The following is a 24,213-nucleotide window of genomic DNA, read 5'->3' as shown; positions in this document are numbered from 1 at the left end:
AAGGCGAGTCCGTGAAGTTCAGCGACGGCTACTGGATGCTCCGGCCCGGAGTGCAGGCCGTGCACCCCGTGGAGGTTCTCGACGTCACCGAGGAGGACGGCTCCCTCGTGGTGGTCGCGCCGGGTCATCCGGTGCGCCGCCGGGGCGACCTGCTCAAGGGACCCGTCGTCACGATCGGCCTGTCGTCGCCGATGCCCGACGTGATCGGCGTGACCCTCACGCACTTCCAGGGCGAGGTGGACCGCGGACCGCGCTTCGAGCTGGCCGACGACGGCGGCGCGTCCGTCCGGACGCACCACGACGACGAGGCGGTCACCCTCACCTCGGGCGAGCTGTCGGTCCGGGTGAGCCGCGAGGACTCCTGGCGGGTCGACTTCGAGGCCGGCGGCCGCGTGCTGACCAGCAGCGACAGCAGGGCCGCCGGGTTCATGACCACACCAGACGGCCACTTCGTGCGCGAGCAGCTCGACCTCGGCGTCGGCGAGGTCGTCTACGGGCTGGGGGAGCGCTTCGGGCCGCTGGTGAAGAACGGCCAGGTCGTCGACGTGTGGAACGCCGACGGCGGCACCAACAGCGAGCAGGCCTACAAGAACGTCCCGTTCTACCTGTCCAGCGCTGGGTACGGGGTGTTCGTCGACCACCCCGGCGCGGTGTCCTTCGAGGTCGGCTCCGAGAACGTGACGCGGGTGCAGTTCAGCGTCGAGGGGCAGAGCCTGCGGTACTTCGTGATCCACGGCCCCACGCCCAAGGAGGTGCTGCGCAAGTACACCGCCCTCACCGGCCGACCGGCCCTGCCTCCGGCCTGGTCGTTCGGCCTGTGGCTGTCCACGTCGTTCACGACCTCCTACGACGAGGAGACCGTGTCCGGCTTCGTCGACGGCATGGCCGAGCGCGGCATCCCGCTGTCGGTGTTCCACTTCGACTGCTTCTGGATGCGCGAGTTCCACTGGTGCGACTTCACCTGGGACCCGCGCACCTTCCCCGACCCCGAGGGGATGCTCACCCGGCTCAAGGCGCGCGGCCTGCGGGTGTGCGTGTGGATCAACCCCTACATCGCCCAGGCGTCGCCGCTGTTCGCCGAGGGCGCCGCGGCGGGGTACCTGCTGCGCAAGCCGAACGGCGACGTGTGGCAGGGCGACCAGTGGCAGCCCGGCATGGCGCTGGTGGACTTCACCCACCCCGCCGCGCGCGAGTGGTACGCCGCCGCGCTGGAGGGCCTGCTCGACCAGGGCGTCGACTGCTTCAAGACCGACTTCGGCGAGCGCGTGCCCACCGACGTCGTGTGGTTCGACGGCTCCGACCCGCAGCGGATGCACAACTACTACTCGCTCCTCTACAACCGCACGGTCTTCGACCTGCTGGAACGGCGGCGCGGCACCGGTGACGCCGTGGTGTTCGCCCGCTCCGCCACGGCGGGCGCGCAGGCGTTCCCGGTGCACTGGGGCGGCGACTGCGAGTCGACGTTCGAGGCGATGGCGGAGAGCCTGCGCGGCGGCCTGTCCCTCGGGGCGTCCGGGTTCGGGTTCTGGAGCCACGACATCGGCGGCTTCGAGGGCACGCCCGACGCGGGCCTGTTCAAGCGGTGGATCGCGTTCGGACTGCTGTCCTCGCACAGCAGGCTGCACGGCAGCTCGTCCTACCGCGTGCCGTGGGTGTTCGACGAGGAGTCCGTCGACGTGCTGCGCACGTTCACCCGCCTCAAGGCGAGCCTCATGCCCTACCTGTACGAGGCGGCGCGGCAGGCCCACACCGAGGGCGTGCCGGTGATGCGCGCGATGGCGCTGGAGTTCCCCGGCGACCCGGCGTGCACCCACCTGGAGCGGCAGTACCTGCTCGGCGGCGATCTGCTGGTGGCCCCGGTGTTCTCCGCCGACGGCGACGTCTCCTACTACGTGCCCGACGGCACGTGGACCCGCTTCCTCACCGGCGAGCAGGTCGGCGGACCGCGCTGGGTGCGCGAGCGGTGCGGCTACTCCGAGGTGCCGCTGCTGGTGCGGCCGGGTGCGGTCGTGCCGGTGGGCGCGGTCGACGACCGGCCCGACTACGACTACGCCGAGGGCGTCACCCTGCGGGCGTACGCGCTCGCCGACGGGGCGCGGGTCACCACGACCGTGCCCGCTCCCACCGGGGAGACGGCGGCGGTGTTCGAGGTGAGCCGCGAGGCCGACGTCGTGCGGGTGCGGGCCGAGGGGGCGACCGGGAACTGGCGGCTGCTGCTCGTGGGCGTCGGGTCCGTCGCGGGTGCGGCGGGCGGTGAGGTGACCGAGACGGAGCTGGGCGTCCTCGTGCACTGCGCGGGAACCGACCTGGTCGTCTCCCTGCGGAGCGGCTGATCCGCGCGTGGGACCATCGTGCCCGCACGACGACCGGGGGCGGGAGTTCTCTTGACCAAGATCACCGACGTGGCCCGGCACGCCGGGGTGTCGCCGAGCACGGTGTCCTACGTGCTCAGCGGCAAGCGGTCCATCTCCGAGGAGACCCGGCGGAGGGTGGAGGAGAGCATCCGGGTGCTCGGCTACCGCCCGCACGCCGGTGCCCGCGCGCTGGCCAGCAGCCGCTCCAACGTGTTCGCGCTGGTGATCCCGTGGAGCAGCGGTGTGCACGTGCCGGTGGTGATGCAGTTCGTCGTCTCGGTGGTCACCGAGGCCCGCAAGCACGACCACGACGTGCTGCTGCTGACCCAGGAGGAGCGGGAGGAGGGCATCAGGAGGGTGGCCGACAGCGCTCTCGTCGACGCCTTCCTGGTCATGGACGTCGAGCTGCACGACGTGCGCGTCCCGCTGCTGCGCGCGCTGGGCCTCCCGTCGGTGCTCATCGGCTTTCCCGCGGACGCCTCCGGGCTGACCTGCGTGGACCTGGACTTCACCGCCGCCGGTGAGCTGTGCGTGGAGCACCTCGCCGGACTCGGTCACCGCCGCGTCGCGCTGATCGGCTCACCGCCGGAGGTCTACGCCCGCGAGACCGGCTACGCCCGGCGCACCGCGGAGGGCTTCGACCGCGCCGGGCAGCGGCTGGGCGTCACCACCAGCACGCACCCGTGCGAGGCCAGCAGGGACGCGGCGCACGAGGTCGTCGCCGCCCTGCTGGAGGAGGACGACCCGCCCACCGCGGTCGTCGTGCACAACGAGTCGGTCGTGGAACGCGTCGTGGAGGCGTTCCAGCGGTCGGGCCGCCGGGTGCCGCAGGACGTGTCGGTGGTGGCGATCTGCCCGGACGAGCTGGCCGAGCGGGCGAGCGTGCCGCTGACCTCGGTCGCGATCCCCGCGCAGGAGGTCGGCGCCCGCGCGGTGTCGCTGCTCATCGCGAAGCTGGCCGGTGGGCAGGTGCCGGCGGCGACGCTGCTGCCGCCGCGGATCACCACCCGGTCGAGCACGGGACCGCGCTGAGGCCCGTCCCGGTGTCGGACGGGGCCCGCCGCACCGTGCGGCGGGCCCCGTCCAGGGCGTCCGTCACCCCTGTTCGTCCTGCTCCTCGCGCCGCCGCCGCCCGCGTCGGGTGATGATCTGCGGCGCCGCGTCGTCGGGCGCCACGTGGGCGCCGCGACGCTGCGGCGGCTGAGCGGGCACGGTGTCCAGGAGCAGCGCGGCGGCCAGTTCGTCGTAGAGGGGAGTGGAGGTCATACCCGCATCGTCTCGGCTGGGAGCCACCTCTTCCACCTGACTGGCGGTACGTGGACGTAGATCACCTGTTCGGGGGACACGGTCGCGCAGCGGAGCGGCGTGGTTCCGCTCGGTCGCCCCCCGACCGCGGTGGATCACGCGCAGGTTGCGATACCCGCGAGTTCTCGCGACCCGGCCGAAACTGTCGGACCGCGCGGTTAGCCTCCCGCCATCTCGTTCCGACGGATCTCGTGCAGGGGGAAGCGATGGGCTGGCTCGACACCGCGGCCGGTTACCGGGTGAGGCTCGGCGACGACGGAAAGCTGCTGTGCCGCAACGGGAAGGGCAAGCAGCTCGCCTCCGTCCCCGCGTCCCTGAAGGACGATCCGGTGGTCGTCCAGCTGCGCCAGCTCACCGAGTGGCTCGCGCGCCACGAGGCGGAGTGCCGGTCCACCGTGGACACCTGGATGGTCCGCTCGCTGCCCGTTCCGACGGCCGTGCTCGCCGAGGTGTGGAGGGACGCCGCCTGGTCCGCGGCCCTGCGCGACCTCGTCGTCACCGCCGACGACGGCACCGGCGCGGAGACCGGGTTCCTGCGCGACGCCGACCCCGAGCGCGGCATCGGCGTGGTGACCCTCGACGGCGACACCCGCAGGCTGCGTCCCGACGTCGTGACCGTCCCGCACCCCGTGCTGCTGGAGGACCTGGACGAGCTGCGCGAGTTCGGCGCGGAGCTGGGCGTCGAGCAGCGGATCCAGCAGCTGTTCCGGCAGACCTTCCTCAAGCCGGCCAACCTCCCGGCCGGGACGAGCTCGGTGAACGAGTTCTCCGGCGGGAAGTTCGAGCAGCTCAACCACGTGCTCAGCCGCTGCCGCACCCTCGGCCACCCGGTGCGCGGAGGCTGCGCCGTCGCCCCCGTGTTCGAGGCGGGCCGCTCGGTCGAGGCGCGCTTCTGGGTGGGCATGGAGTACCCGGAGGCCGAGACCTACACCGGCGCGCTGAACTGGACCCTCGCCGATGGAACCCCGGTGCCCCTCGCGGACGTCGGACCGGTCGCCTGGTCCGAGGGAATGCGCATGGCGTCGGCCGTGCACGCCGGTCGTGTCGTGGAGGAAGCGGTGGTGTCGCTGTGAACGCGTCCCAGAAGAGTCTGGCCCAGAAGAGGGTGGCTCAGAAGAGGGTGGCCCAGAAGGACGTGGCCCAGAAGGACGTGGACCAGCTGATCGCGGCCGGTGCGGTGCTGCCCGCCGAGGGCGTCGGGCCCGGCGGTGACCGCGACACGATCTCCGCGCGCTCCTACACCCACCCCGCGCTGGACGACCGGGTCGTGGTCCGCCTCGTGCCCGAGGTCCTCGGTCGCGCCGAGGACCTCACCCTGGAGTTCCTGGGCTTCACCGAGCCCGAACGCGCCACCGCGGTCGGCGTGGGCCGGCGCAGCGCGCTCGGCTTCCCCGCCTGGGCGCTGATCCACGACCCGGCCAACGCCCACCACGCCCTCAACCTCGTCAAGAACGTGGAGAAGCTGACGCGCACCGCCCGGTCCAAGGCCGGCAGCGCGAAGGACGGCTTCCTCGAACTCGGCGCGATGCTCGGCCGCTCCGCCCCGCACTTCCTGCCCACGTTCTACGAGCAGGCGGGCCGCGCGTTCCTCCAGCACGGCAACGTCGCCTACGCCGCGACGATGTTCGGCAAGGCCAGGGAGGCCGAGGAGGTCCACGACCTCGTCGTCGACCCCGAACGGCTGCGCGAGGTGTTCCTGGAGTTCGCCTTCGCCGGAGCGCTGACCGCCAAGGCGCTGTCCTCGCACGCGAAGGGCCTGGCGAAGAAGCAGTCCACCGACGAGGCCTACGCGTCGTTCTTCACGCTGTGCGTCGAGCGCACCAGGGGTGGCCTGCCGCCCTACACGGGCATGCCGGAGGACCTGCGCAGGCTCGCGAGGGCGGCGAAGCGCGACCTGGCCGCCGAGGACGAGGCGCTGCTGCGCGTGGTCCTGGACACCAGCGCGATCTCGATGGCCGGCGCCGGGTTCTGGAAGTCCTACCGGTCGAGCCTGGTGAGCCTCGCCTCGCGCGACGCCGCCGTGCGCGGTCAGCTCCTCGGCTTCGTGCCCGAGTCGAACACCGCCCACGAGCTGTGGCTGGAGGTGCTCGCCGAGTGCGGCGCGACCGCGGCGCTCACCGCTCCGGCCGGAACCGTGGCACCCGAGGCGGAGGCCCCGGCCGGACCGGCGGGCTGGCTGGGCGCGATGATCGCCGCCCGCAACAGCGGCTGGCGCTCCACCGCCCGTTCCGCCGCGCTGCTGGACCTGGTCGCGGCGATGGCCGACCGGCTGCGCGCCGACGGGGTGCCCGTGGCGGCGGTGCCGAGGTGGCGCTGCGACGAGCTCGACCTGCTCGACCTGTGCTGCGCCGAGGGCGTCCCGCTGGCGATGCCCGAGCGCGCCGTGCAGCTGCCGGTGGAGGCGTGGCTGCGCGACGACGCGCCCGGTCGCCGCGACCTGGCCGCGCTCGCCGCCGACGAGCGGTTCGTCGCGCCGCTGGGCACCGGCCTGATCGGTCACCTGCGCCGGGCCTCCACGACCTCGCGCGTCCCCGCGTCGCTCCTGCGGCCCCTGCTCGGCGTGCCGGGCCTGCGCACCGCGCTGCGCGCGTGGGTCGTGCGCAGCGCGGCCGACCTCGGCGCCACCGGCCTGCCCGGACTCCAGTGGCACCTCGACGACCTGGAGATCGTGCACCTGCCCGAGGCGTACGCGGACTCGCCCGAGACCGCCGGGAAGATCGCGGCGACCGACGTGGCCGCCGTGCTGCGGGCCACGCTCCGCGGCGGCCTGCTCGACGAGTACGGCTGGCCCGCGCTGGAGGCCGCCCTGGAGGCGCTGAACGAGGGTTCCGAGGTGAAGCCCGGCGAGCAGCAGCCCGTGCGGATCGCCGGTGAGGGCTGGCCCGCGCTGGTGCTGCGCCGCGGCGAGTCCGTCGTGGTCGTCGGCCCGGACGGCGTCCTGGCCGAGCACGTGCTGCGCATCCCCGCCGAACTGCGGCACGACTGGGTGTTCGAGCCGTACGCGTCGTGGCACGACGGGGTCCTGCTCGTCCGCTGGCGCGGTCCCGACGGCGATCTCGCCTACTGGAGCGACGCGCCCGAGCAGGTGTTCGACCCCGGCGAGGGGGCGGGACAACGCCGCAGCGGCCCGTCGGCCTCCCTGGCACTTCCCGGTGGTGGCCGGTTCGCCGGGCGCCGGGCGGTGCACCCCGGAGACACCGAACTTCCGGCACGGGGCCCGGCCTTCGGCGACGGCACCCACTTCTGGACCGCCGCCTACCACGACGGCGCGTGGCGCTGGTTCGAGCTGGATCCGGCCACCGGCACCGTCGGCCGCGCCAGCGTGCCCGCCTTCGTCGAGGACTTCGCCGTCGACGGCGCGCGCCTGGACCTCCTCGCGTGCGACGTGCGCCCCTCGCACCCGGCCACCGCGGCCAGTCCGCTGGGCGAGTCCGGCGGACTGCACGGCTGGCGCGTGCGCAGGGAGTCAGACGGCCGCTGGCACGGCGAGCGCGTCGACGGCGTGCGCGTGGTGCTGCCGTCCACCGCGCCCCGCCCGCACGGCGCGCTGAGCGTGCCCGGTGGCGACGGGGTGCTCGTGGTCTCCGACGACGAGCACGACCGCACGACCCTGTTCGACGAGCACGGCGTCCGCCGCGCCGTGCTGACGCACGGCGCGAACAGGCAGGTCATGGCGCGCGGCACCGCCCTGGTGCCCCCGCTGGCCTGGTGGCACCTGCTGCGGCCCCGCGACGAGGCCGGGTCCCGCGCGCTGCGGGCGATCTCGCGGGACGCGGTGGAGCAGCTGCTCGCCGCGGCCGTCGCGGAGGCGGCGGACGACGGTGCGCGGCAGAAGCCGAAGCGGCGGCTGGCGCAGGTGTTCGGCCGCGGCGCGACCGACGATCCGGCCGCCGTGCTGAAGCGGGTCGCACCGGAGATCACCCACCCCGAACTCGTGGCCGGTGTGCTGGGAGTCGTGCGCTGCGCCGCCGCGCTGTCCCGCAGGTTCACCGACCACGCCCGGCTCGCCGACGCCGCGACCGCCGTCGACACCTCGCTGTTCGCGGAGACCGGACCGACGATCGGCGCGTCCGTCATGCGCCGCGCGCTCACCTGGTTCTCCGCCGGGAGGGACTCCTCCAGCGCCGCCGAGGCCGAGACCGTCCTGCCCGCCCTCGTCGCCGAGCTGGGCGCGCGCGTCGCCACGATCGCCTCCGGCGGCGCACCCGCCACCTCCGAGCTGCCGCAGGGCGCGGACGACCAGTGGGAGGACCACCTCGTCTTCCCGCGCGCCCTGCTCTGGCGGGCGGCGTCACCGATCACACCGCACGAGGAGCGCGAGGCGCTCCTCGTGTTCCTGCGCGCCGTCGCCGAGAGCGGCATGACCAGCGGGGGCGGCCACTGGCGCACCGTCACCGTGCTCGCCCCCGACAACGCCGTGCCGCCGAACCGGACCGTCGCGGTGCCCGGCGGGTTCCTGCACGTGGTCAGCAGGGGCTGGTCCCGCGAGGCGCTGCGCCCGTACCGGGGTCTGCAGTACAGCGCGGTCCCCGGCTCCTTCTCGCTGCCGCCGACGTGGCGCCTGGACGCCGCGCGGCCCTGCGCCGAGGACCTCGACCCCGCCACCGCGGCGGCGTTCTCCGCCGCGCTCGCCGCGAACGGGCCGCTGGAGTGGCGCCCGGAGTGGGCCACCGCCCTCGTCGAGCGCACCGGCCTCGGCCTGGCCGAGGCGACCCTGCTGCTGAGCGGACTGCCCCACGTGGACGGGTGGGCGAGCCAGTACCTGAGCACGTCGGAGCGCACCGTGCTGGGGCTGTCCAGTGCCGCGGCCAAGGCGGCCAGGGAACGGTTCAAGTCCCTCGGCCACGCCGAGCGCCGCGCGCTGCTGCACGCCGCCGTGCCGCGCGACCCCGCCGGGCTGTGGACCTCGGGACCCGACCTCGACGGTCTCGCCGACGCCTGGACCGCCCGCTTCGGCCGCAGGCAGCCCGTTCCCGACGAACTGCTGGTCGAGGCGGCGAAGGTGCTGCCGGTGCGCGACAGCGCCGAGTACGTCAGCGGCATCGCCAACCCGGCGACGTGCACCTGGCTCACCACCGACGCGCACCCGCGGACCGCCGCCGGTGCGCGGGAGACCAGCACGGCGTTCACCGCGACCAGGCTCCTCGCCGTGCCGCAGGTTCTGCTGTGGCTCGCCCACCGCCTGCCGGTCGGCTCACCGCTGCGCGCACAGCTGCCCGAGGCGCTGGCACTGGCGTCGCAGCGCGTCGCCCACGAGGACTTCCTGATCGACTTCGGCAGCCTGCACCAGGACGACCCGCTGTTCTCGCTGATCGACGTGCCGCGTCCCGCTCTCGGCACGAGTGCGACGTTCGCGGGCTGGCTGGAGATGACCACGCACCACGAGCTGTACTCCAGGCTGCACGTCCGGCCCTCCGCGGTCGGGCCCGAGCACCGCGACCTGCTGGTCGCGCTGAGCGGCAACGGGTACGGCGGTCAGCACCTCGCCGCGCTGGACCTGCTGAGCTCACCGGGACTCGCGGCGGCGTGCGCCGTCCCCGCGCCGCCCGGCGCAGACCCCGCCTCGTTCCACCAGCACCCCGCCGTGTCCGCGCCCGAACTGCTCGCCGAGGTGGCGGCGCGGCTCGACCTCGACGCCGACGCGGCCGCGCTCTACCTGATGCTGCTCGCGCTGCCCGATCCCACCGACGCCAACACGGCCCGCTGGACCGGGTGGAAGCCCGCCCAGCTGCGCGCCGCCCGCACCGCGCTCGCCGGGACCGACCTGGTCCTCACCGCGAAGCGCGCCAGGGCGGGCCGCTCGCTGTTCCTGCCCGGCGGCTGGCTGCCGCTGAAGGCCCCGCACCTGCCGATCGAGTCCTGGAAGGCGCCGATGTTCGGCTTCACCACCACCCCCCACCGCGTCGTCGTGCCGCTGGAGCCGGTCGCCGACCTGTTCCAGCGCGCCTGGCAGCGCGTCCTCGACGGCGACGCGCCCGCCTACGAGCAGCTCGAGACCGGAGGACGCAGGTGACCACCACCGCCGCCACCGACACCGCCGCCACCACCGCCGCGAGGCAGGTCGACCCCGCCGAGGACGCCCACCGCGAGGAACTGGCGTTCCTGGCCGCGCACGACCCCGGCCCGCGCCCGCCGGGCTGGCGGCTCACCCCGCGGGCGGTCGTCACGTTCGTGATGGGCAGCGGCGGGGAGCCGCTGTCCCTGCCGAGGGGCGTCACCGTCGATGGCGTCCGCTCGCGCCTGGTGATCAGCGACAAGTTCGTCGGCGAGCGCGCCCTGGTGGAGCGGGCGGTGATCACCCTGGCCGGTGAGCGCGGACTGCTGCTCGTCGGCGAGCCGGGCACGGCCAAGTCGATGCTGTCGGAGCTGCTGGCCGCCGCCGTGTGCGGCAGCAGCCAGCTCGTCGTGCAGGGCACGGCGGGCACGACCGAGGACCAGCTCCGCTACGGCTGGAACTACGCGCTGCTGCTGGCGGAGGGGCCGACGCCTCGCGCCCTGGTGCCGTCGCCGGTGCTCACCGCCATGCGCGGCGGGGGCGTGGTGCGCGTCGAGGAGGTGACCCGCTGCCTGCCGGAGGTCCAGGACGCCCTGGTGTCGATCCTGTCCGACCGGCGCATCGCCGTGCCGGAGCTGTCCGGCACCGACGCCGCGACCGTGCACGCCGCGCCCGGCTTCACCGTGATCGCCACGGCGAACCTGCGGGACCGCGGCGTGTCGGAGATGTCGGCCGCGCTCAAGCGGCGCTTCAACTTCGAGGCCGTGGGCCCCATCGGGGACCTGGCCGCCGAGGTCGACCTCGTGCGGCGCAGCGCGAGAGCGGCGCTGGAGAGGGTGCAGGCGGACTTCGCCGTCGACGACGCCGTGCTCGAAGCGCTGGTCACGGCGTTCCGCGACCTGCGCAACGGCGTGTCGGAGGAGGGCTGGAGCGTGGAGCGGCCCTCCACGGTGATGAGCACCGCGGAGGCCGTGTCGGTGGCGACGTCGCTGGGGCTGGCCGGGGCGTACTTCCCCGGCGACCGCGATGCGGCGTCGCTGCTGCCGGGCCACCTGCTCGGCGTCGTGCGCAAGGACGATCCGGGCGACGCGGCTCGCCTGCTGAGCTACTGGGACGGCGCGGTGCGCCGACGCGCCGAGTCGGGCGCGCGGCTGTGGCGACGGTTGTGGGAACTCCGTGACGTCCTCGACGCCTGATCCCGCCCGCACCGCGGCCGACGAGCTGGCCGGGTGCCGGGAGCCGTTCCTCATCGGCGTCCGGCACCACTCGCCCGCCCTCGCGGTCGCCGTCCCCGAACTCCTCGACGCGGCGCGTCCGGAGGTGCTGCTGGTCGAGCTGCCCACCGAACTGGGCGAGTGGCTGCCGTGGCTGGGCCACCCGGACACGACGGCTCCGGTCGCGCTGTCGGGCGCGGCCCGCGACGGCGGCGGTCTCGCGTTCTACCCGTTCGCGGACTTCTCCCCGGAGCTGGCGGCGATCCGCTGGGCGCGGCGCAACGACGTCGAGGTGGTGCCGTGCGACCTGCCGCTCGCCCTGCGCGGCGATCGGCACGAGCACGAGGCGGGCGCGGCGCCGCTGACCGCCGCGCTGCGCCGCGGCACCACCGGCCGCGACGGCGACGACCTGTGGGACCGGCTGGTCGAGGCGGTCGCGCCGGGACAGTCGGCCGAGGCGGTGCGCCGGGCCGCGCTGCTGGTCGGCTGGGCGCTGCGGCACGACGCCGGGACGGCCGTCGACCCGCACGACCTGCGCCGCGAGGCGTGGATGCGCCGCGCACTGGCGGACGTGGCCGGTCGGCGCAGCGCGGCCGTCGTCGGCTCGTTCCACGCCGCCGCGCTGCTGTCGGGCGGTCCCCTGCCCGGCGACCCGCACGACGTCGTACCGGACGACGCTCCGATCGTGACGTCCCTGGTGCCCTACGCGTTCGGGCTGCTCGACGAGCGCTCCGGCTACCCGTCGGGCATCCGCGATCCGGAGTGGCAGCAGGCCGTGCTCCTCGCGGGCGGAGACCCGCTGGCCCTGGAGCGGGCGGCCACCGAGGTGGTCGTGCGGATCTGCGCGGGTGTGCGCGACCGCGGCCACCCGGCCGGGCCGGGCGAGGCGCGGGAGGTCCTGCGGCTGGCCGTCGACCTGGCCCGGCTGCGCGGCCTGCCCGCGCCGGGCCGCGGTGAACTGGTGGAGGCGTTGCAGACCGTGCTCACCGCGGCGGAGCCGCTCGGGCGCGGCCGGATCGTCGCCCGCGCCGCGGGGGACGTCCTCGTGGGCACCCGCACCGGCGTGCTCGCCGCGGGCACGCCCCGCTCCGGGCTCCTGCCCGCGGTCGAGGCGCTGCTCGCCGAACTGCGGCTGCCCGGCCCCGCCGAGTCCGGCACGCCCGCCGATCTCCGCCTGGACCCCCTCCGGTCCGCGCTGGACGCGCGCAGGCAGCTCGCGCTGCGGCAGCTCGCCGTGCTGGGCGTGTCCTACGCGGAGGAGACGGAGACGACGGGCGTGGGCGGCGGTGACGCGCTCACCACGCGCTGGCGGGCGGCCTGGACGCCGTCCACGGCGGCCACCCTGCCCGTGGCCGGTCTGTGGGGCGTCACGCTCCCGCAGGCCGCGGAGGGCAGGCTGCGCGCCCGCCGGGCGGAGGAGGACCGCGCCGGAGGAGCCACGGCGGAACAGGTCCTGGCCGGACTGCGCGCCGCGGCCGGGTGCGGCCTCGCGGCGCTGGTGACCGACCGGCTCGACGACGTGGCGACCGTCCTGCCGGCCTCCGCGACGCTGGGACAGCTCCTGACCGGCCTCGACCTGCTCGACCGCATCGGGTCCGGTCACCTGCCGGGCCTCGCGAGCGATCTGCTGGGCGCGCGGCCCCGCCTGGTCGACGAGCTGGAGGCCGCCGCGGTGGCCCAGCTCGACGGCACCGCCGGGTCGGACGACCTCGCCGACGCGCACGCGGTCGTGGACCTGGGACGCAGGCACGACGGTCGCGGCACCGGACTGCGCCTGGCCGCGACGCTGCGGCGGATGGCCGACGACGGTTCACCGCTGATGCAGGGCGCCGCGGCGGCCACCCGCGTGCTCCTGGAACTGCAACGCCCGGAGGAGCTGGGAGAGCGCGCGGCGTCCTGGGTGGACACCGCCTCCACCTCCGACGACCGCGCGACGCTGCGCCGCAGGCTGACCGGCGTGCTCACCGCGGCGGCCGTGCTGCTGGAGACCCCGGAGGCGCTCACCCCGCTCCTGGACCGCGTGGAGTCGTTGCCGGACCAGGACTTCCTGGACCGGCTGCCCGCGCTGCGGGGCGCGTTCACCTCCGTGGGGCCCGCGGCCCGGCAGCGCGTCCTGGACACCGTGCTGGACCGCACCGGCGAACGGGTGGACGACCCGCGCGGCGCCGATCCCGAACTGGTCGCGGTGTGGCTGCACGCCGAGCGCGCCGGACTCGACGCGCTGTCCGCGCACGGTCTCGACGCTCCCGCACGCCGTCCGGAGCCGGAGGAGCCGCAGGTCTCCACCGGTGCCGCGCCCGCAACCGCGGCTCCCGGCGGCGAACTCCCGTCCTCCCTCCGCTGGCGTCTCGTCCTCGCCCGCCGCGGCGACCGGCCAGACGGCGCCGCCCGCTACGCCGCGGCCCTCGACGAGCTGTACGGCCGGGAGCGCGGTGAGGGCGCGTCGGGCGGCCTCGGCGCCGACCGGTCGGCGGCGTTCCCCGGCGTGCGCGAGTGGTCGGCCGAGCTGGAGGCGCTGTTCGGCGACGGCGTCCGCGAGGAGGTGCTCGCCGCCGCGGTCGAGGCGGGGCGCTCCGACGCCGCGCTGGAGCTGGACCCCGCCGCGGTCCGCCCCTCGGTGACCCTGCTGCGCACCGTCCTGTCCCTCGCCGGCGGCCTGCCGGAGTCGGCCGTGGCGCGGTTGCGGCCGCTGGTCGCGCGGCTCGTCGCGGAACTGGCGGCGCAGCTCGCGAACCGGATGCGGCCGGCGCTCGCCGGTCTCCAGCTCCCCAGGCCCTCTCGCCGGCCGGGAGGGCGGCTCGACCTGCACCGCACGATCCGGGCGAACCTCGCCACCGCGCGCCGCGACGCCGCCGGGCACGTGGTCGTCGTGCCGGAGCGGCCGGTGTTCCGCACCCGCGCGCGGCGCGGCAACGACTGGCGGCTGGTGCTGGTGGTCGACGTGTCCGGCTCGATGGAGGCGTCGACCGTGTGGTCCGCGCTGACGGCGGCGGTCTTCGCCGGGGTGCCGTCGCTGACCACCCACTTCCTCGCCTTCTCCACCGAGGTGATCGACCTGACGGACCGGGTCGCCGATCCGCTGTCGCTGCTGCTGGAGGTCAGGGTGGGCGGAGGCACGCACATCGCGGGCGGGCTGCGGCACGCCCGCACGCTCGTCACCGTGCCCGAACGCACGATGGTGGTCGTCGTCAGCGACTTCGAGGAGGGCGGCCCGCTCGGCGACCTGCTCGCGCAGACCCGTGAACTGGTGTCCTCCGGGGTGCGGGTGCTCGGCTGCGCCAGCCTGGACGACACCGGCCGGGCCCGCTACTCGACGTCCACGGCGGGCGCGCTCGTCGCGGCCGGGATGCCGGTCGCCGCGCTGGGTCCGCTGGAGCTGGCCCGCTGGGTGGGGGAGCAGATCAGATGAACGCACTGCCACCGGTGTCGCCGGGCGTCGTCGCCGAGGTGCTCGACGCCCTCCCACCGCGCCTGCGCAAGCGCTTGGACGCCGCGCTGCCGAGGGCGGCGGAGTGGGTCGTCGCGCTCGACGGCGACACGGCCACCGCCCGGCTCGACGAGGACACGACCCTGACGTGGACGCTGCGCGCCGGTGTCCTCACCGCGGCGGCCGACCTGCGCTGCGGTTGCCTGCTCGCGCCGAACTGCCTGCACCGCGGCATCGCGGTCGCCGCGGCCGGGATCGGGGACGCCGCCGACGACTCCGACGGCACCGACGGCACCGCGTCCCCGCCGGTGGCCGCGGCCGAGCCGGTCACGCAGCCGGACGAGGAGATCACCGCCGGGCAGCGCGGCGCAGCGGGCGCGCTCTGGTCGGCCGCCGGCGCCGTGCTGCTGGCCGGTGCCGCGGGCAGCGGTGCCGTCGTCCAGGCGGAACTGCTGCGCGCCGTGCACACCGCCCGCGTGCACGGACTGCACCGCGCCGCCGCGGCCGGGCTGCGGATCGTGACCGCCCTGCGCGGGTCGCGCGCCGGTGACTCGTCGTTCGACCGGGCGGAGCTCGGCGAGGACCTCACCGAGCTGCTGCTGCTGTGCCACGACCTGCGCACCGGCCGCGGGAACCCCGCTGAGCTGCGCGGGACGGCCCGGCGCGAGTACCGGCCGATCGGCGGCCTGCGGCTGTGGGGCCTGTGCACCGAGGCGGTCGTGACCACCTCCGGCTACGCCGGTGTCGTCACCCACCTCGTCGACGACCGCGGTGGTCTGTGGACGGTCCCGGCCATCGCGCCCGGCGGTGAGGAGCGGGTGGGCCCCGTGGCCGGTGGACCGGTGGCCGTGGGCGAGTCTGGCCTCACCCACCGCGCGCTGGGCCGGGCCGGGCTCGTGCTGTCCGGGGCCACGGCCTCACCCGACCGGCGCCTGGGCGCGGGGGCGGCCGTCCGGGCGGTGGCCGCCTCCGGCGCGCGGTGGAGCGAGGAACCGCTGGACCTGCTCTGGCGCGAACCCCCGGCCGAACAGGTGCGCCGGGCGTTCGCGGCACGCGCCCGCCCGCCGTCGCACCGCGCGGCGGGCGCCGACCTGCTGTTCCTCGACGCCGAGATCGTCGGCGTCGCGGGTGACGCGCTGCGGGTGCTCGCCGACGGCGCCGAGATCGACCTGGTGGGCGAGTCGGCGCGGGTGTGGGAGAACCTGCGGCTGCTCGCCCGCGCGCGCGGCGCGCGGATGCGCGTCGTGGCCAGACTCGTGCCGGACCGTCCCGCCACCGCGACGGCACTGGCCGTCGCCGCGGGGCCGGAGGAGCTGACCCTGCCGCAGGAGTGGTGTCAGCGGGCCGACCTCGGACTGGACCGGCTCCAGCACTCCCACCTGGTCGGCGATCTGCCGGTGGGGCGGGTGCCGCCGCGACCGTCCGGCCAGGACGGCGCCGCGCGGCCCGTGCGGCTGCTGGAGCACTGGGTGCAGCGCGTCGTCGTGGGCGGTCGCTCCGTGCCCGCCGTGGCGTCGGCCGCGGCCGACCGCGCCGCGCTCGTCCGGTGGGGCCTCACCGGCACCGCCGGGCTGCTGGCCGAGCTGGAGGCGGCGGCGCGGGACCACGAGCGCGACGCCTTCGGCCGCCTCGTCTCCGACAGCGGCGACCCGTTCGTCCTGGCGTGGCTGCGCAGCAGCGTCCACGTCGCGGAGTTCGCCCGGACGAGCGCGCAGCGGACGTGGCTGGAACCGGAGGTGGGCGCTCAGGTGTAGACGAGGTCGGTGTACTCGGGGTGGCGGCCGATGTACGCCTTGACGAACGGGCACAGGGGCAGCACGGCCAGCCCCGTGCCGCGCACCTGGTCGAGCGCGCCGGAGACGAGGGTGGAACCGACGCCCTTGCCCTCGTGCGCGGGCAGCACCTCGGTGTGGGTGAACACGATCAGCTCGTGCGTCTTCTGGTACTCCGCGTACCCGGCGACGTCGCCCTCCGCCGTGCGCGCCTCGAACCGGTTGAGATCGGGGTTGTCCACCACGTCCACGCGTTCTCCTCCTGATGCCGTCACGGGGTGCCGCGCCGGGACCGGCGCAGCCACAGCAGTCCGACGACCGGCAGCACCACGGGGACGAACCCGTAACCGCTGCCGAAGTGCGACCACACCGTCGGCTCGGGGAACAGGTGCGGCACCGCGTGGCTGGCCGCGCCGACGGCGAGCACGCCCAGCAGTTCCACGGCGACCGCGGCGAACGCCACCCGGCGGGCCAGCGGGCCGCCGCGCGCCAGGCACACCGTGGCCACGACGTAGACGACCGCGGCGAGAGCCGACAGCAGGAACGCCAGCGGGGCGCGGTCGAAGCGGGTGGCGATCTGCACGGCGGAGCGGGCCGTCGCCGCGAGGGCGAAGATCCCGTACACGGCGACGAGCAGCCGGCCGGGTCCCCGGTTGACCAGCGGGGCCCCGGTGCGCACCTCAGACACCGGCACCGTCCCAGAGCTGGATCATGCGCGCCACGAGCACGGGGATCACCAGGCAACCGGCGAGGACCACGGCCGTGCCCCAGCGGGTGCGCTCCGCCAGCGACCACCACGCCGCGGCCGGCAGCACGAGCAGGGCGCCGATCAGGTAACCCACGAAGGTGAAGCCGTCCACGGTGCGGTCGGTGCCCGCCAGCTGGACGACGCCGGTCACGGCCTGCGCCAGCAGGACCACCTCCAGCACCGCGAGCCCCACCAGGAGCGCGTTGCCGACCGTCCGGTCGCGGACCACCAGCACCAGCGCCCACAGGGCGACGGCCAGCGAGAGCGCGATGACGGTGGTGCTGAGAACGCCGATCACGCCCGGATCGTAGCCGTGACGTGCCGGCACGACCGTGCTCGGGCGGTGTGAGGTGCGCCGGGTCGACAACGCGGCTCCGGCAGGCTTGGGTGGCACCCGTCGAGCAGAGCGGGCGCCGCACGGCGGTGCCGACGTGGTGTGGAGGTCTCGTGGAGGTCGCTGTCGGCCTGGTGACACTCGTGTGCGTGGTCGGGCTGGTGGCGGCGCTGTGCCGCCGCACCGGCTGGCCGACGCCGCTGGTCCTGCTGGTGGTGGGTGTGGTCGGGTCGTTCCTGCCCTGCGTGCCGCACGTGGAGATCGAACCCGAGGTGGTCCTCATCGGACTGCTGCCGCCGCTGCTGTACGCCACGGCGCTGCGCGCGTCGCTGTTCGACTTCCGGCAGAACAAGGTCGCCACGCTGCTGATGTCGGTGCTGCTGGTGGTGTTCACGACCGTCGCCGTGGGCCTGGTGACCTGGTGGGTGCTGCCCGCGGTGTCGCTGGCCGCCGCGCTCGCGCTCGGCGCCGTCGTCGCGCCGCCGGACGCCATCGCCGCGACCGCCGTGGGGCGCAGGCTGGGCCTGCCGCGGCGCATCACGACGCTGCTGGAGGAGGAGAGCCTCGTCAACGACGCGACGGCCCTCGTCGCCCTCGGTGTCGCGGTCAGCGCGCTGACCGCCGTGGTCACGCCGTTCGACGTGGGCGTCAGCTTCCTGATCGCGGCGGGCGGCGGGATCGCGATCGGCGTGGTGGTCGCGCTGCTGCTCGCGGCGGTGCGCAAGCGGATCACCGATCCGGTGCTCGACACGCTGCTGTCGTTCGTCGCGCCCTACCTCGCGTTCCTGCCGGCCGAGGCGGTGCACGCGTCGGGCGTGCTGTCGGTCGTGATCACCGGACTGTTCCTGGCCTACCGCTCGCCGACGGTGCAGACGGCGTCCTCCCGCGTCGCGGAGGCCACGAACTGGCGCTCCATCGCGTTCGTGCTGGAGAACGTGGTGTTCCTCCTCATCGGACTCCAGCTGCCCGCGCTGCTGGCCGCCGCGGGCGACAGCGGCCTGGCCGCGCCGACGATCGCCGCGGTGTGCCTGGCGGTGCTGGTGGCCACGATCGCCGCGCGGTTCGTGTTCGTGTTCGCCTGCGTGCTGGTCTTCTCCCTCGGTTCGGCGGGCATGAGGCGCATCGCGTGGCCTGCGGACGTCGCGACGGTCGTCTCCTGGGCCGGGATGCGCGGCGTCGTGACGCTCGCCGCGGCCCTGGTGCTGCCGGAGGAGACGCCGCACCGCGAGGTGCTGGTGCTGGCGGCGTTCGTCGTCGTGCTCGGCACGCTGCTCGTGCAGGGGCTGACGCTGCCGTGGCTGGTGCGCCGCATGAAGCTGCCCGCGCCCGACCCGGCGGACGACGCGCTGCTGTCCGCCGAGCTGACCGAGACCTCGACCAGGGCCGGTCTGCGACGGCTGGAGGAGATCGTCACCGGTGACGAGCCGGAGTCGGTGATCAGGGCGCTGCGGGAGCGCGCGTCGACCCGCTCCAACACCGCGTGGGAGCGCCTGGGGCGACCGCACACGGATCTGGAGACGCCGTCCGGGATCTACACGCGGTTGCGCCGGCAGATGCTCGCCGCCGAGCGGGAGGCCATCGTCCGCGCCCGCGACGCGGGAGAGGCCAACGAGGACGTCGTCCACACGGCGCTCAAGCACGTGGACGTCGAGGAGTCGATGCTGGAGCACGTCACGGAGCTGGACCCGCTGGACCCCGATCGCAACCTGGTGGCCCAGCGCGCCGAGGAGCAGCACTGCGAGCACCTGCGCGGTGCGCCGTCGGGAGCGGGAGAGCTGCCGCAGGCGTGCGTGGACTGCCTGCGCGAGGGCACGACGTGGGTGCACCTGCGGGTCTGCCTGACCTGCGGGCACGTGGGCTGCTGCGACTCCTCGGACGGGCGCCACGCGCGGGCGCACTTCCACGACGAGCGGCACCCCGTGGTGCGCAGCGGCGAGCCGGGGGAGGCGTGGCGGTGGTGCTGGGTCGACGAGGAGGTCGGCTGAGCGGGAGGGAGATCACCGGGGGCGGGGTGGCCGCCCCCGGTGCCGATCACTGCTCGGGTGCTCCGTTGAGCCCGTAGAGGATGCGCTGCATGACGGCGGGATCGATCTCGGCCGACTCGTCGCCGAGCTGCTCCGCGGCGGGAGAGCGCCTGCGCTCGCGGCGCGGCAGCGGCACCGCCGACGCGGTCATGCCGGCGGGCAGGGCCAGTTCGCACCAGATCAGCGAACCGCGTCCGGCGAGGTCGACGACGCCCGTGCGGCGCCCGGCGAGGCCCGGCGGCGTGGCCGGTGCCCGCATGGCCTGCGCGTCCTCGACCTCCACGACGAGGTAACCGCCGGTCAACCGCAACCGCACCGTGATGAAGCTGGGGTTGCCGGGGGTCGCCCGCTCGACGGCGGCCTCGACCAGGTGACGAACGACCTCGCCCGCCTCGCCGATCATGGGACGCAGCGCCCACTCGGACAACGCGAAGCGGACGAACAGATCTGCGCAGCTCACAGCGTTGGGGAGAGCGATGAGTTGCAGGTCGTCGACCTGTTCGGTCTGGGGGTTCACCTGGGTCCTTCCCTCATCGGCGGCCGTGTCCGACGTAACTCGACTGGCGTAACCGTATCTTGCCAACCCGAGTTCGATGCACGTCTTCGAGGGTGGCCGATGAGTGATCTACCGGGCACGGAGCGCATGCGCAAGGGGCATGCGCCGACTCGTCGGCGGACGGTGTTCGGAGGAGTGCGCCCGCCGAACTCGCCGGTGTTCACCACGGGGCGAACGTAGGGCCGATCCGCGCTGCCACCTCGCCGTCTCACCTCTGACGGGTGACACCTTCACCCGAAGAGGTGGGAGTTCGTGACACGGAAATCCGGTTGCGGGTGGGCCTGGCGTGGGTCGGATGGCCACTGCGCGACACTTCGAGATCAGCACGTACGACGACGACTGGGCCGCTCGCGGCCGCGCTCTCGCCTCCGAGCTCCTGACCGCGCTGCGTCCGCTCGCCGTGCGGGTGGAGCACATCGGCAGCACCGCCGTGCCGGGGATGGCGGCGAAGCCGGTGTTCGACCTCCAGGTGAGCGTGCGCGACCTGGCGGAGGCCGCCGTGGCCTTCGACGCGCCGCTCACCGCGTTCGGCCTGCTCCGGATGCCCCACGAGCAGGACCACGTGCCCGCCGGTCACGACGACGTGCCGCAGCGGTGGCGCAAACGGCTGTGGAACGGGCGCGGGCCGGGCGGCGAGCGGATCAACCTGCACTGCCGCCTGGTCGGCTCGCCCAACGAGCGGCTGGCCCTGCTGTTCCGCGACTGGTTCCGCGCCCACCCCGCCGCGGTGCCCGCCCACGCGCGCTTCAAGCTGGAACTGGCCGCCGCCGTGGGTGATCTGGACGTGTACGCGGACGTGAAGGACCCGGTGGTGGACCTGGTCGTGGAGGTCGCGGAGACGTGGGCCGCCGACACGGGCTGGAGTCCGGAGCCGAGCGGCGCTCAGCGGGGATCGGAGGTGCCGTAGATCGCGCGCACCCACGTGTCGGTGATGGCCGCCACGCGCTGCTCGTCGGACACCCGCGGCACGAGGTCGGCGACGGCCGCGTAGAGGTTGCGCTCCGCCATCCACACCAGCGTGGCGGCGAGCGTCGTCGGGTCGGCTCCCGGCGGCGCGGAACCGTGCTCGCGCTCGCGGACGATGTGGGTGCTCGCACCGGCGACGAACCGGTCGACGATCTGGGTGTAGACCGCGTGCAGCTGCGGGTCGAGGCTCATCGCCTCCGTGGCCTCGCGCACGACCGGCGCGTGCCGCCGCCACAGCGCCAGCACGTCGTGGTGGACGCGCTCGCACGCCTGGCGGGGCGTCACGCCGTCCGGCCGGGCACGCCACCAGCGGTCGGTGCCGTCCACCTCGACGGCGACGATGCGCTCCAGCAGCGCCGCGAGGAGGGCGTACTTCGAGTCGAAGTAGAAGTAGAAGGTGGGGCGGGTGATGCCGGCCCGGTTCGCCACGTCCTCGATCGTGATGGTGCGCAGCGGTTTCTCGGCGAGCAGCGCCTCGGCCACTTCGAGGATCTTGTCGTAGCGCACGTCGCCGCGGCTGGGGCCGCCCTTGCGCCCGTCGGCGCCGGGCCGCTGGACCCCGCGGACGTCCGTTGGTGTGCTGCGCATGGGTGTTCATTCTTCCCCACCGGACCACCCGTCGCGCTGGTGGGTGGACCCGCCTGAGGGGGGCGGTCGCCGCCGGCGGCGCGGCTCACCCCGAGCGGTCGGGGTCGATGCTGCTGCGCAGGGCGATCGGCTCGCGCGGCAGCGCGGCGACCACGCCCACCGCGCCGACGAGCGCGGCGATCGGGAACACCCGCCCGGTGGCGTCGCCGCGGGCGGCACGCACGATCTCCCGGTCCGGCCGGGCGGCGACGCGGTGCCGGTGCTCGACGTCGTGCTGGAGGCCCTCGCCGCCCGCTGGACCGGAGCGGCGTCCCTCACTCCGGGGCGAGGCTCCGCTGCAGCAGCACGGTGTCGAGCCACCGCCCGTGCTTGAAGCCGACCCGGCGCAACCGCCCGGCCTCGGTGAAGCCGCGTCGCCCGTGCAGTTCCAGCGACGCCGCGTTCCCGGTGTCCACGACGACGGCGAGCACCTCGCGCAGTCCCGCCGCCGCGCAGTCGTCCAGCAGGGCGTCGAGCAGCACCCCGCCCGCTCCACGCCCGATCGCCTCCGGCGCCAGGTAGATCGAGTCCTCCGCGGTGCGGCGGTACGCCTCGCGCGGCTTCCACGGCGAGCAGTGCGCGTACCCGGCGACCGCGCCGTCCAGCTCGGCCACCAGGAACGGCAGCCCGGCCGCGACGACGGCGTCGAAGCGGTGCCGCCACGCGGTCTCGTCCGGCGGGGTCAGTTCGAACGTCACCGCGCTCGTGGTGACCCAGTGGGCGTAGATCTCGGCGATCCGGCGCAGGTCGGCCGCGGTCGCCGCGCGGATCACCGGTTTCGCCGCGGCGGAGTTCGACACCGCTGCAACGTACCCGTGCGGGAGCGCGCCGGAGGGGCGCGCTCCCGCCAGAACCCGTTGACGGCGGCCCTTCTAGCATCGTGAGCATGAGCAAGCGATTCGTGGCGCTCGGCGACTCGTTCACCGAGGGCGTGGGGGACGACGACCCGGGCTGCGCGAACGGCGTGCGCGGCTGGGCGGACCGGGTGGCCGACCGGCTCGCCGAGGGCGACGAGGACTTCGGCTACGCCAACCTCGCGGTGCGCGGCAAGCTGCTGCGGCAGGTCGTCGCCGAACAGGTCGGACCGGCGCTCGCCCTGGAGCCCGACCTGGTGACCCTCTACGCGGGCGGCAACGACCTCATGCGCCCCGGCGTCGACATCGACGCGATGATGGAGGTCTACGACGACGCGGTGGCACGCCTGGTGTCCACCGGTGCGGTCGTCGTGCTGTTCACCGGGGTCGACGGCGTGAAGGACCCGCTGTTCCGGCAGATCCGCGGCCGCGTCGCGATCTACAACGAGCACACCCGGCTGATCGCCGCGCGACGCGGCGCGCTCCTGGTCGACATGTGGGCGATGAGCCAGCTCCGCGACCGCCGCCTGTGGGCGCCGGACCGCTTGCACCTCAACGCGCTCGGGCACGCCGAGGTGGCGGCCGAGGTGCTCGACGTGCTGGGCGTGCCGCACTCGCTGCCCCGCTCGGCGCTCGGTCCCGAGGACGTGATCAGCGTCCGCGAGCGCCGCGCGCAGAACCTGCGGTGGAGCCGCGAACACGCGCTGCCGTGGCTCGGGAGGCGGCTGCGGGGCGAGTCCTCCGGCGACAGCGTGCTCCCGAAGCGATCCGTGCTGGGACCGGTCCTGCGCCGGACGGCGGACGAGCCGAACTGACCCCGTCGGCGGCCCGCGAGCGGGTCCGACCGGCTCGACCCGGGGCGCCGGGCGCCGCTGGAGACGCGCCCGGCGCGCATCGGCGCGAGCCGTCCGAGCAGCACCCTTCCGCCCTGCCGACGGGCTCGCCGTCCGCGACCCGTCCCGACCAGCACACCCGGAGGCGAGTTCGTGGCCAGGAGCCGCATCCCCGTCGTGATCGTCGCGGGCTTCCTCGGCTCGGGCAAGACGACCCTGCTCAACCACCTGCTCGGCAACCGCTCCGGCACGCGGGTCGGCGTGCTGGTCAACGACTTCGGCAGCATCGAGATCGACGCCATGGCCGTCGCCGGGCAGGTCGACTCGATGGTGTCGCTCGGCAACGGCTGCCTGTGCTGCGCCGTCGACGGCAGTGAGGTGGACGAGCTGCTGGCGCGGCTGGCCAGACCGGCCAACCGGCTCGACGTGATCGTGGTCGAGGCCAGCGGGCTGGCCGAACCGCAGCCGGTCGTGCGCACGGTGCTGGCCAGCAGCGCCGACCGGATCGAGTACGGCGGCCTCGTGGAGGTCGTCGACGCGGCGGAGTTCCCCGCCACCCGCGCGCGGCACCCCGAACTGGGGGAGCACCTGAGCTTCGCGGACCTGGTGGTGCTGAACAAGTCCGACCGCGTCGGCGAGGAGGAGCTGACCGCGGTCGCGGCGGAAGTCCGCGACCTCGCGCCGGACGTGCCGCTCGTGCGCACCGCGCACGGCCGGGTCGACCCGGAGCTGCTCTTCGACCGGGTGGCCCGTCCCGAGCGCGACGACGTGCCGCGTCAGCTGTCGTTCTCCGACCTCCACGAGGAGGACCACCGCGACCACGCCCACACCCGCTACGACACCGCCGCCTTCAGCTGCCCGGAGCCGCTGCACCCGTTGCGGTTCGCGGACTTCCTCGACGCGCGGCCGGAGGGCCTCTACCGCGTCAAGGGCGTCGTGCACTTCGGCGTGCCGGGCCACCGGCAGCGCTACGAGGTGCACACGGTCGGTCGCTACCTGCGGTTCCGCCGCACGGCGTGGCGGCCCGACGAGCCGCGCGGGACGAACCTCGTGCTCATCGGCACCGGTCTGGACGTCGAGGAGACCCTCGCCGCGCTGCGCGCCTGCGTCGAGCACGACCCGGAGTCCGTCGAGCCCTCCGCGATGCGCCGCGTCCTGCGGCACACCGGCTGACCCGGCGGCGATCCGCCGCCGGGTCGGCCGG

The 24,213-nt window shown here is 74.9% G+C and carries 19 protein-coding genes; 11 read left to right on the top strand and 8 right to left on the bottom strand.

Features of this window, described 5'->3' with window-relative positions:
- Positions 1-11 precede the first annotated feature (11 nt).
- Together yicI and IMZ35_RS06415 are read left to right on the top strand one after the other, a co-directional pair.
- A complete protein-coding gene (gene yicI, locus IMZ35_RS06420; protein WP_199439985.1) occupies positions 12-2,333 on the top strand; it encodes an alpha-xylosidase in 2,322 nt (773 codons plus the stop codon).
- 51 nt (positions 2,334-2,384) lie between these two features.
- Positions 2,385-3,386, top strand: coding sequence for a LacI family DNA-binding transcriptional regulator (locus IMZ35_RS06415; protein ID WP_199439984.1), 1,002 nt, complete (start codon positions 2,385-2,387; stop codon positions 3,384-3,386).
- Between the two features lie 63 nt (positions 3,387-3,449).
- On the opposite strand, the gene IMZ35_RS06410 is transcribed toward IMZ35_RS06415, so the two are convergent.
- Positions 3,450-3,620, bottom strand: a complete 171-nt coding sequence (locus IMZ35_RS06410) for a hypothetical protein (protein WP_199439983.1) — start codon at positions 3,618-3,620, stop codon at positions 3,450-3,452.
- A 245-nt stretch (positions 3,621-3,865) separates the two neighbouring features.
- Here IMZ35_RS06410 and IMZ35_RS06405 point away from each other — a divergent pair, with 245 nt between their 5' ends.
- The 5 genes from IMZ35_RS06405 to IMZ35_RS06385 are packed head-to-tail and all read left to right on the top strand — an operon-like array spanning position 3,866 to position 16,049.
- Complete coding sequence (locus IMZ35_RS06405) at positions 3,866-4,732, top strand: DUF4132 domain-containing protein (protein WP_199439982.1); 867 nt, start codon at positions 3,866-3,868, stop codon at positions 4,730-4,732.
- Positions 4,729-9,672 carry a hypothetical protein gene (locus IMZ35_RS06400; protein ID WP_307867805.1) on the top strand — a complete coding sequence of 1,648 codons (4,944 nt, stop codon included), beginning with the start codon at positions 4,729-4,731 and terminating at the stop codon, positions 9,670-9,672. The genes IMZ35_RS06405 and IMZ35_RS06400 overlap by 4 nt, the downstream gene beginning before the upstream one ends.
- Entirely contained in the window at positions 9,669-10,850 is a 1,182-nt protein-coding gene (locus IMZ35_RS06395) for an ATP-binding protein (protein ID WP_199439981.1), read from the top strand. The genes IMZ35_RS06400 and IMZ35_RS06395 overlap by 4 nt, the downstream gene beginning before the upstream one ends.
- Positions 10,831-14,277 (top strand): DUF5682 family protein, encoded by a 3,447-nt coding sequence (locus IMZ35_RS06390; protein WP_199439980.1) that lies wholly within the window; start codon positions 10,831-10,833, stop codon positions 14,275-14,277. Before IMZ35_RS06395 ends, IMZ35_RS06390 begins: the two co-directional genes overlap by 20 nt.
- Positions 14,274-16,049, top strand: a complete 1,776-nt coding sequence (locus IMZ35_RS06385) for a hypothetical protein (protein WP_199439979.1) — start codon at positions 14,274-14,276, stop codon at positions 16,047-16,049. The genes IMZ35_RS06390 and IMZ35_RS06385 overlap by 4 nt, the downstream gene beginning before the upstream one ends.
- On the opposite strand, the gene IMZ35_RS30440 is transcribed toward IMZ35_RS06385, so the two are convergent.
- Genes IMZ35_RS30440 through IMZ35_RS06370 form a run of 3 tightly spaced genes read right to left on the bottom strand, consistent with a single transcriptional unit; the run spans position 16,040 to position 17,113 of the window.
- Positions 16,040-16,318, bottom strand: coding sequence for a GNAT family N-acetyltransferase (locus IMZ35_RS30440; RefSeq protein ID WP_307867804.1), 279 nt, complete (start codon positions 16,316-16,318; stop codon positions 16,040-16,042). The two genes, IMZ35_RS06385 and IMZ35_RS30440, sit on opposite strands and share 10 nt — an antisense overlap.
- 20 nt (positions 16,319-16,338) lie before the next feature.
- Positions 16,339-16,761 (bottom strand): hypothetical protein, encoded by a 423-nt coding sequence (locus IMZ35_RS06375; RefSeq protein ID WP_438816829.1) that lies wholly within the window; start codon positions 16,759-16,761, stop codon positions 16,339-16,341.
- Complete coding sequence (locus tag IMZ35_RS06370) at positions 16,748-17,113, bottom strand: hypothetical protein (RefSeq protein ID WP_199439977.1); 366 nt, start codon at positions 17,111-17,113, stop codon at positions 16,748-16,750. The genes IMZ35_RS06375 and IMZ35_RS06370 overlap by 14 nt, the downstream gene beginning before the upstream one ends.
- A 149-nt stretch (positions 17,114-17,262) precedes the next feature.
- Between IMZ35_RS06370 and IMZ35_RS06365 the strand changes: the two genes are divergently transcribed.
- The gene (locus tag IMZ35_RS06365; protein WP_199439976.1) at positions 17,263-19,134 is read left to right on the top strand and encodes a Na+/H+ antiporter; all 1,872 of its coding nucleotides are present in this window, start codon (positions 17,263-17,265) and stop codon (positions 19,132-19,134) included.
- 46 nt (positions 19,135-19,180) lie between these two features.
- On the opposite strand, the gene IMZ35_RS06360 is transcribed toward IMZ35_RS06365, so the two are convergent.
- Positions 19,181-19,690: an ATP-binding protein gene (locus IMZ35_RS06360; RefSeq protein WP_199439975.1), complete on the bottom strand. Its 510-nt coding sequence runs from the start codon at positions 19,688-19,690 to the stop codon at positions 19,181-19,183.
- Positions 19,691-20,024: 334 nt separating this feature from the next.
- Here IMZ35_RS06360 and IMZ35_RS06355 point away from each other — a divergent pair, with 334 nt between their 5' ends.
- Entirely contained in the window at positions 20,025-20,636 is a 612-nt protein-coding gene (locus tag IMZ35_RS06355) for a GrpB family protein (RefSeq protein WP_199439974.1), read from the top strand.
- Here IMZ35_RS06355 and IMZ35_RS06350 read toward each other — a convergent pair.
- From IMZ35_RS06350 to IMZ35_RS06340, 3 genes are all read right to left on the bottom strand, one after another.
- On the bottom strand, positions 20,612-21,283 hold the full coding sequence (locus tag IMZ35_RS06350; RefSeq protein WP_199439973.1) for a TetR/AcrR family transcriptional regulator: 672 nt from the start codon (positions 21,281-21,283) through the stop codon (positions 20,612-20,614). The two genes, IMZ35_RS06355 and IMZ35_RS06350, sit on opposite strands and share 25 nt — an antisense overlap.
- A gap of 85 nt (positions 21,284-21,368) precedes the next feature.
- On the bottom strand, positions 21,369-21,506 hold the full coding sequence (locus tag IMZ35_RS06345; RefSeq protein WP_199439972.1) for a hypothetical protein: 138 nt from the start codon (positions 21,504-21,506) through the stop codon (positions 21,369-21,371).
- A gap of 91 nt (positions 21,507-21,597) precedes the next feature.
- Positions 21,598-22,122 (bottom strand): GNAT family N-acetyltransferase, encoded by a 525-nt coding sequence (locus IMZ35_RS06340; protein WP_307867802.1) that lies wholly within the window; start codon positions 22,120-22,122, stop codon positions 21,598-21,600.
- An 86-nt stretch (positions 22,123-22,208) separates the two neighbouring features.
- Between IMZ35_RS06340 and IMZ35_RS06335 the strand changes: the two genes are divergently transcribed.
- Positions 22,209-22,991, top strand: a complete 783-nt coding sequence (locus tag IMZ35_RS06335; protein ID WP_199439971.1) for an SGNH/GDSL hydrolase family protein — start codon at positions 22,209-22,211, stop codon at positions 22,989-22,991.
- 171 nt (positions 22,992-23,162) lie between these two features.
- Positions 23,163-24,182: a CobW family GTP-binding protein gene (locus IMZ35_RS06330; protein WP_199439970.1), complete on the top strand. Its 1,020-nt coding sequence runs from the start codon at positions 23,163-23,165 to the stop codon at positions 24,180-24,182.
- The last annotated feature ends 31 nt before the right edge of the window (positions 24,183-24,213 follow it).

Origin of the sequence: Umezawaea beigongshangensis (genome assembly GCF_016464305.1) — a bacterium.
Lineage (GTDB): Bacteria > Actinomycetota > Actinomycetes > Mycobacteriales > Pseudonocardiaceae > Umezawaea_A > Umezawaea_A beigongshangensis.
The sequence above is the reverse complement of the archived record's forward strand: the minus strand, read 5'-3'. Positions and strand labels throughout refer to the sequence as shown.

Bases quoted from the DNA above. Each gene is read 5' to 3' on its own strand.
- IMZ35_RS06405 (WP_199439982.1), top strand. From the start codon at position 3,866: ATGGGCTGGCTCGACACCGCGGCCGGTTACCGGGTGAGGCTCGGCGAC.
- IMZ35_RS06385 (WP_199439979.1), top strand. From the start codon at position 14,274: ATGAACGCACTGCCACCGGTGTCGCCGGGCGTCGTCGCCGAGGTGCTC.
- IMZ35_RS06410 (WP_199439983.1), bottom strand. From the start codon at position 3,620: ATGACCTCCACTCCCCTCTACGACGAACTGGCCGCCGCGCTGCTCCTG.
- IMZ35_RS06335 (WP_199439971.1), top strand. From the start codon at position 22,209: ATGAGCAAGCGATTCGTGGCGCTCGGCGACTCGTTCACCGAGGGCGTG.
- IMZ35_RS06355 (WP_199439974.1), top strand. From the start codon at position 20,025: ATGGCCACTGCGCGACACTTCGAGATCAGCACGTACGACGACGACTGG.
- IMZ35_RS06350 (WP_199439973.1), bottom strand. From the start codon at position 21,283: ATGCGCAGCACACCAACGGACGTCCGCGGGGTCCAGCGGCCCGGCGCC.